Origin of the sequence: Hydrogenophaga sp. A37, assembly GCF_002001205.1 — a bacterium.
Taxonomy (GTDB): domain Bacteria; phylum Pseudomonadota; class Gammaproteobacteria; order Burkholderiales; family Burkholderiaceae_C; genus Hydrogenophaga.
In genome coordinates this window covers 1-279 of the sequence record NZ_MUNZ01000005.1, presented here as the reverse complement: position 1 = coordinate 279, position 279 = coordinate 1, and the positions used below count along the sequence as shown (strand labels likewise).

The 279-nt window shown below is 63.4% G+C and carries 1 protein-coding gene; it reads left to right on the top strand.

The window, feature by feature from the left end:
* The coding region (locus B0E41_RS00015) for a DDE-type integrase/transposase/recombinase (protein ID WP_143433575.1) at nucleotides 1-279 on the top strand (279 nt) is incomplete at both ends.

Here is a 279-nt window from a genome sequence, read left to right as displayed (position 1 = left end):
TACCCCCGAGGCACCCAAGCAGCTGTGGAGTGGAGACATCACCTATATCGCCACCGACGAGGGTTGGCTGTACCTGGCTGCGGTCATCGACCTGTTCAGCCGTCAGGTAGTGGGCTGGAGCCTGCAGCCGCACATGCAGGCGGGCTTGGTCAAGGACGCGCTGGCCATGGCGTGGTGGCGCCGCCGACCGCTGCCTGGTCTGATATTCCACAGCGACCGTGGCAGCCAGTATTGCAGCGGTGAGTTCCAGGACGCTTTGAAGGACTGGAAGATGCGCTC